The organism is Sphingomonas sp. LH128 (assembly GCF_000293195.2).
Lineage (GTDB): Bacteria > Pseudomonadota > Alphaproteobacteria > Sphingomonadales > Sphingomonadaceae > Novosphingobium > Novosphingobium resinovorum_A.
Window position 1 is genome coordinate 1 of sequence record NZ_ALVC01000100.1, and the last position, 6,695, is coordinate 6,695.

A 6,695-nucleotide genomic window follows, 5' to 3' on the forward strand; every position below is an offset into this window, starting at 1 on the left:
CCCGCCGCTGCCGCCGCATTCGCATCGCGCGCGTCGCGGGCGCTGCGGATCGAGGCCACCAGCGCGTCGCGGCGGCGGCTGAACTCGTCCTCGGCTGTGTACTGGCGCGGTTCGGTGTCGGGCTTGAAGGCCTCCCAGATTACCGAGGCTTTCGGCTCGTCGGTGGGCTCGACGCCCATGACGCGCTTGCCGGTCACGCGGTCGATACGGACCATGCGGATGCCTTGCGGCGCCACCAGCGGCTGGTGCGACCAGCGGCCCGGCGTCGCCAGCACCACGTCCTTGAATATCGGCGCAGCGATTCGGCCACCCTGCGCGTAACCGCCCAGCGAACGCGGCGTATCATAGCCGATGTAGACGCCGCCCACGTAGTCCTGGTTGCCGCCCATGAACCACACGTCGGTCGGGCCGTTGGTGGTGCCGGTCTTGCCGAACATCGGCAGCTTGAGGTCGCGCAGGCGCTCGGCCGTGCCGCGGGTGACGACGCCTTCGAGCATATGCACGGTCTGGTACGCCGTCGGCGCGTCCATCACCTGCTTGCCGACGCGCTGGATGCGCGGCATCGGCTTGCCGTCCCATTGCGCCATGTTGCAGGCGTTGCAGGTGCCCTTGTCGGCCCGCCAGATCACCTTGCCATTGCGGTCCTGCACGTAGTCGATCACCGAACCGGAGAACTGCACGCCGTTGTTGGCCAGCGCCGCATAGGCGTTGATCATGCGTCCCACCGTCGTCTCGCCCGCGCCGAGTGCGAACGACAGGTACTTCTGGTAATCGCCGATGCCCATGTTGTGGAACGTGCGCGTGACCTTGGCCATGCCCACGTCGTTGGCGATGCGCACCGTCATCAGGTTGCGCGACTGTTCGAGGCCCCAGCGCAGCGTATGGCTGCCCGAACCGCCCGCACCGCCGAAGTTGCGGAAGCACTTGTTGCCCAGCCCTGCTCCCTGGAACACGCAGAAGGTGCCGTCGAGGACCTGCGTGGCGGGCGTCATGCCGTTCTGCAGCGCGGTCGCGTAGACGAAGGGCTTGATGGTCGAGCCGGGCTGGCGTTCGGCCTGCGTCGCGCGGTTGAAGCTGTCGATCCCGGAATCGAAGCCGCCCTGCATGGCAAGAATGCGGCCCGAACCGGGCTGCTCGATGATCATGCCGCCGGACACCTCGGGAATGCCGCGAAGCGCCCAGGTGCTGCCGCCTACCGGCTGGGCCGCGACCAGATCGCCGACCTTGGCCTTGTCGGAAATACCGGTCAGCGTGGAAACGTTGCCGTCGGAGAAGCCGATGCGCCCCGTGCTGCCCGAGGCATCGAGAATGACGCCGACGCGCCAGTCCTTGTAGTCGATCGTCTTGTTGGCGACGACGAGCTGGCTCTGCCAGTTCTCGAGGTCGCTCAGATGCGCGATCGGCCGCACGAAGCCGCGATTGCCGTGATAGAGCAGCAGCCCCTTGCGCAGCGCATCACGCACCGCGACCTGCATCTGCGGATCGAGCGAAGTGCGCACCCAAAGACCGCCCGCATAAACGCTGTTCGGACCGTCTTCGGCCTTTTCGCCGTACTTGCCGATCAGGCGGCGGCGAACTTCCTCCAGGAAGTAGCCGTTCGAAGGTTCGTACGTGCTAGTGCGCTGGGTGACGAGGCCGAGCGGCTCCGCCTTGGCGGCGGCGGCGTCCTGCGCGCTGGCCCAGCCGTTGCGCACCATCTGGTCGAGCACCCAGTTGCGACGCTCGATCGCGCGGTCCTCGTTCTTCTTGCGGCCGTAGACTTCCGGCGCACGCGGCAGGATCGCGAGGAACGCGCTCTGGCTGAGCGACAGGTCCTCGACGTCCTTGTCGAAATAGGCGCGCGAGGCCGCCTGCACGCCGAACGAACGGCGTCCGAGCGGAATCTCGTTGAGGTAGAGTTCGAGGATCTGCTGCTTGGTCAGCACGCCCTCGATACGGCGGGCGACGATCATTTCCTTGAGCTTGCGCGTCACGGAATATTCGTCGCCGATCAGGATGTTCTTGGCGACCTGCTGGGTGATCGTCGAACCGCCCTTGGCGCGTACGCCCGAGCCGTACTTGGTGACATAATCCACCACCGCGCCCGCCAGACCACCGACGTCGACGCCGCCGTGCGTCCAGAACGTGCGGTCCTCGGCCGAGAGGAAGGCGTTGACCATCGGCCTGGGGAAATCGACAAAGCGCAGCTGCACGCGCCGTTCGCGGGCGTAAGAATAGACGATCTCGCCGTCCATCCCGCGCACCATCGTCGGCAGCGGCGGCTGGTATTCCAGCAGCTTGTTGGCGTCCGGCAGGTCGTGGGCAAGGAACACCCAGAACGCGGCGATGCCGGCAAAGCCTGCCATGCACAGATAGCCGAAACGGCGCATCCACTTGCGTTCGTGCCATGCCCTGCGCAGAGCGGCAAGGCGTCCCGGCCCATCGCGGCGGATGCGGTAGGTCGCGTCTTCGGGCGGCTGTTCGCCGGGATCAATCGCGTCGGTCATTGCGTGCGCCCTCTAGCACGGCGTTTTGGCGCAAGGAAACCACTCTCGTCGCAACTCTTCGTCGTCCCGGACGTGATCCGGGACCGCTGGCCGTAAACAGCCCACGAAGCTGCCCGCGTCCGGCCGCCCAAACACCGCCACCGGTCCCGGATCAAGTCCGGGACGACGCGTGCAGCCCGCTCAACCACCCGGGTTCCTTGCGAAATAGGCGCGGATCGCCTTCGCGCCTGCCTCTGCCAGAACCTGCTGCCCCTGCTTCGATCCCAGCGCCTGCGCGTCGTCGGGGTTGTTGATGTAGCCAGTCTCGAACAGGATCGAGGGCATGTCGGGCGCCTTCAGCACCGCCAGCGCAGCGGCTTCCGGCCGGTCGCGATGCATGCCAACGCCCGCGTCGCCCAGTTCGCGCAGCAGCAGCGTCGCGACTTGGGTGGAGCGCGCCTGCGCCCCGCGCTGCGAGAGGTCGAGCAGGATCGCGCCCACTTGCGCGCTCGTCTTCGACAGCTTGACGCCATTCACGCGGTCGGCTCCGTTCTCCCGTTCGGCGAACCGCTCGGCGGCCTGGCTCGATCCCTTTTCCGAGAGGACATAGACACTTGCCCCGCGCGCCGAATCAGCCTCGGCGCTGTCGGCATGGATCGAGACGAACAAGTCCGCGTTCAGCCGCCGGGCGATGTCAGGGCGATCGGCGAGCGCGATGAAGCGGTCGGTGTCGCGCGTCAGGGCCACGCGCAGGCCGCCGCTTGCCAGCAGCTTCTCGCGCAGCGCCAATGCGATCTGCAGCGCCACGGCCTTTTCCTTCAGCGCTCCTGCCCCCGCGCCGGGATCGAAGCCGCCATGGCCCGGATCGATGACCACCAACGGACGGCTGGCGTCGGGCGGCCCATCGACGCGCGGCAGGTCGATCGGCGCGTTCACCCCGGGCAGGTCGAAGCGGATGACGTAGTCGTAGCCCCCGGCCCGCACCGGCCATACCCCGCTCACCGCGAACGCGGCGGCAAGCACCGCCAGCGGCGCGATGAAGACGAGGATCAACTGCAAGGTGCGCGACATTTGCGCCAAGGACTAAGCCGCGTTTGGCGGGCGGGCAATCCTGCGCCCCCGCGCTTTCCCACAGGCTGGTCAGCCGCTCCGCCCCGGGCCGATGCCCGCCAAATTCCAACGGTCCAAGCAACTTGCCGTCTTGCGTCATGAATGCTAGGCCAGCAGAACCGAGGCGAGGAATGCGCGTCGGTCCTCGCAATCCGGCAATACCATAACCATATGGCGCCGGACAGGACCGGCAGAGCCAGACGCAAGCCTCGGTCCAGGGAGCCGGAAATAATCCTTTTTCCGGAGTGCCTTATCAGGTTGAAGTGAGCCATGAGAAGCCAGTTGCCGCCTTGCCATTCGACGCCCGAAAGGGCGCGGGCGGCGTGGTCGCAACTTTCCGCGCGTTCTAATACGCCGCGCGTGTCTTCGCTCGCAGACGCACATGCTGCCGCACATGCTACTGGGGCAGCCACTACTTTCGCCGCGCATGGAGCGCTGGATTGCTCCACCATTGCGCCAAAACTCGCCCCCTCAGTTTGGAACGCCGCCCCAAGTGGCCGCGTCGTGATTCTGCGGGGCGCATTCGCCTACAGTGAACATACGCGCATCCGCCAGGCTGATCCGGCCCGGCGTCGACGCGCACGGAGAATACCAAATGGCAACCCGCATGCTGATCGATGCGCGCCACCCGGAAGAAACGCGGGTGGCGGTCGTCAAGGGAAACCGCATTGAAGAGTTCGACTTCGAGTCGACCGAACGCAAGCAGATCAAGGGTAACATCTACCTCGCGAAGGTGACGCGCGTGGAGCCTTCGCTCCAGGCCGCGTTCGTGGACTTCGGCGGCAACCGCCACGGCTTCCTCGCCTTCAGCGAAATCCACCCGGACTACTACCAGATCCCCAAGGAGGACCGCGAGGCCCTGCTGGCGGAAGAAGCCGCCCATGCCGAGGAAGAAGCCGCCCTGCGCGCCACCGAAGGTGACGACGAGGACGAAGACGGCGACTACAACGACGATGGCGGCCTCACCGAGGTCGATACGTCCGAGAAGGACCATGTCGCCACGATCGAGGACGGCGCGGTAGAGAACCCGTTCCACGCCGACGACGAAGGCGAGCACGAGGGCGAGCACGGCGACGAAGAGTCCGAAGGCAATAACCGTCGCGGCCGTGGCCGTCGCCGCCAGGGTGGCCGTCCCTCGGGCCGCTCGAAGGAAGCCGACGACCTGCGCGCCAAGCGCATGGCGCTGCGCCGCCGCTACAAGATCCAGGACGTCATCCAGCGCCGCCAGGTGCTGCTCGTCCAGGTCGTCAAGGAAGAGCGCGGCAACAAGGGCGCGGCCCTCACCACCTACCTTAGCCTCGCGGGCCGCTACTGCGTGCTCATGCCGAATTCGAGCCACGGCGGCGGCATCAGCCGCAAGATCAGCTCGGCCTCGGACCGCAAGCGCCTGAAGTCGATCATCGCCGAAATGGACCTGCCCCGCTCGATGGGCTGCATCGTCCGCACGGCGGGCCTCCAGCGCACCAAGACCGAGATCAAGCGCGACTTCGACTACCTCGCCCGCCTGTGGGACGAGCTGCGCGAACAGACCATGCGCTCGGCCGCTCCGGCGCTGATCCACTCGGACAGCGACCTCATCAAGCGCGCCATCCGCGACATCTACAACCGCGACATCGAGGAAGTGATCGTCGAGGGCGAGGCCGGCTACCACGCCGCCAAGGACTTCATGAAGCTCCTGATGCCCAGCCACGGCCGCAAGGTTAAGCCTTACGCCGATCCCGTCCCGCTGTTCCAGCGCTTCGGCGCCGAGGACCAGCTGACCGCGATGTACGACCCCGTCGTGCAACTGCGTTCGGGCGGCTACATCGTCATCAACCCGACCGAGGCACTGGTTTCGATCGACATCAACTCGGGCCGCGCCACCAAGGAGCACGGGATCGAGCAGACGGCGGTTGCCACCAACCTCGAAGCCGCGGCCGAAATCGCCCGCCAGCTGCGCCTGCGCGACATGGCCGGCCTCGTCGTGATCGACTTCATCGACATGGAGTACGGCTCCAACGTCCGCAAGGTCGAGAAGGCGATGAAGGAAGCGCTAAAGAACGACCGCGCCCGCATTCAGGTCGGCCGCATTTCCAGCTTCGGCCTGATGGAAATGAGCCGCCAGCGCCTGCGCACCGGCGTTCTCGAAGCGACCACCCGCTCGTGCCCGCACTGCGACGGCACCGGCCTCGTCCGCACCGCCAGCTCCGCCGGTCTCTCGGCGCTGCGTCTGATCGAGGACGAGGCGGCCAAGGGCAAGGGCATCGTGGTCTCGCTGTTCGCCTCCACCGAGGCGGCGGTCTACATGCTCAACGCCAAGCGCACCGACCTCGCCGACATCGAGGAACGCTACGGCGTAACCGTCGAAGTCATCCCCGAGGGTGAGAACGAAGGCGCCAAGATGCGCGTCATGTCGTCGGGTCCGCGCAACGAGTTCGTGCCCCGCTTCGAGCCCATCGCCGAGGACGTCGAGGACGACTTCGTCGAGGAAGAGTACGAGGACGAAGAGCTGGAAGCCGAAGAGGCTGCCGAGCGCACCGAAGCGTCCGAGGACGGTGAAGGCCGCCGCAGCAAGCGCCGCAAGCGCCGCCGTGGCCGCAACCGCGATCGCCGCGAGGACGGTGCCGAGACCGCTGAGGTCGAAGCTGCCGACGCTTCGGACGAAGGCGACGACGCCGAAGACGAAGGCGAGAGCATCGTCGAAGCCGAGGGCACCGAGGCCGAGGGTGACGATACCAACGCACCCAAGAAGCGCCGCCGTCGCGGTGGTCGCCGTCGTCGCGGTCGTCGCGGTGAAGGCGAGGCCGAGAACGGTGCCGAGGGCGAGGATGCCGTGATCGGCGCCGAAGGCCTCGAACTGGCTGCCGAAGAAGCCGCGCTGCCGGTCGCCGATGGCGGCATCAGCGCCGAGCCGATCGTCCCGGCCGAACCGGTCGCCGAGGAAGCGCCTGCAAAGCCCAAGCGCACTCGCCGCAAGAAGGCGGACGTCGAGGCCGAAGCCGTCGTCGAAGCACCCGCAGCGCCCGAACCGGTCGCCGAGGAAGCGCCGGCAAAGCCCAAGCGTACCCGTCGCAAGAAGGTGGACGTCGAAGCCGAAGCCGTCGTCGAAGCGCCCGCAGCGCCCGAACCGGTCGCCGAGGA

At 67.0% G+C, this 6,695-nt stretch carries 3 protein-coding genes; 1 reads left to right on the plus strand and 2 read right to left on the minus strand.

Annotated elements, in window-relative coordinates:
* The coding region (locus tag LH128_RS08565) for a penicillin-binding protein 1A (RefSeq protein WP_008829219.1) at positions 1-2,486 on the minus strand (2,486 nt) is incomplete at its 3' end.
* A gap of 180 nt (positions 2,487-2,666) precedes the next feature.
* Positions 2,667-3,536 carry an N-acetylmuramoyl-L-alanine amidase family protein gene (locus tag LH128_RS08570; RefSeq protein WP_008829220.1) on the minus strand — a complete coding sequence of 290 codons (870 nt, stop codon included), beginning with the start codon at positions 3,534-3,536 and terminating at the stop codon, positions 2,667-2,669.
* A 634-nt stretch (positions 3,537-4,170) separates the two neighbouring features.
* Between LH128_RS08570 and LH128_RS08575 the strand changes: the two genes are divergently transcribed.
* Positions 4,171-6,695: Rne/Rng family ribonuclease (locus LH128_RS08575; RefSeq protein WP_008829221.1), on the plus strand; the 2,525-nt coding region annotated here is incomplete at its 3' end.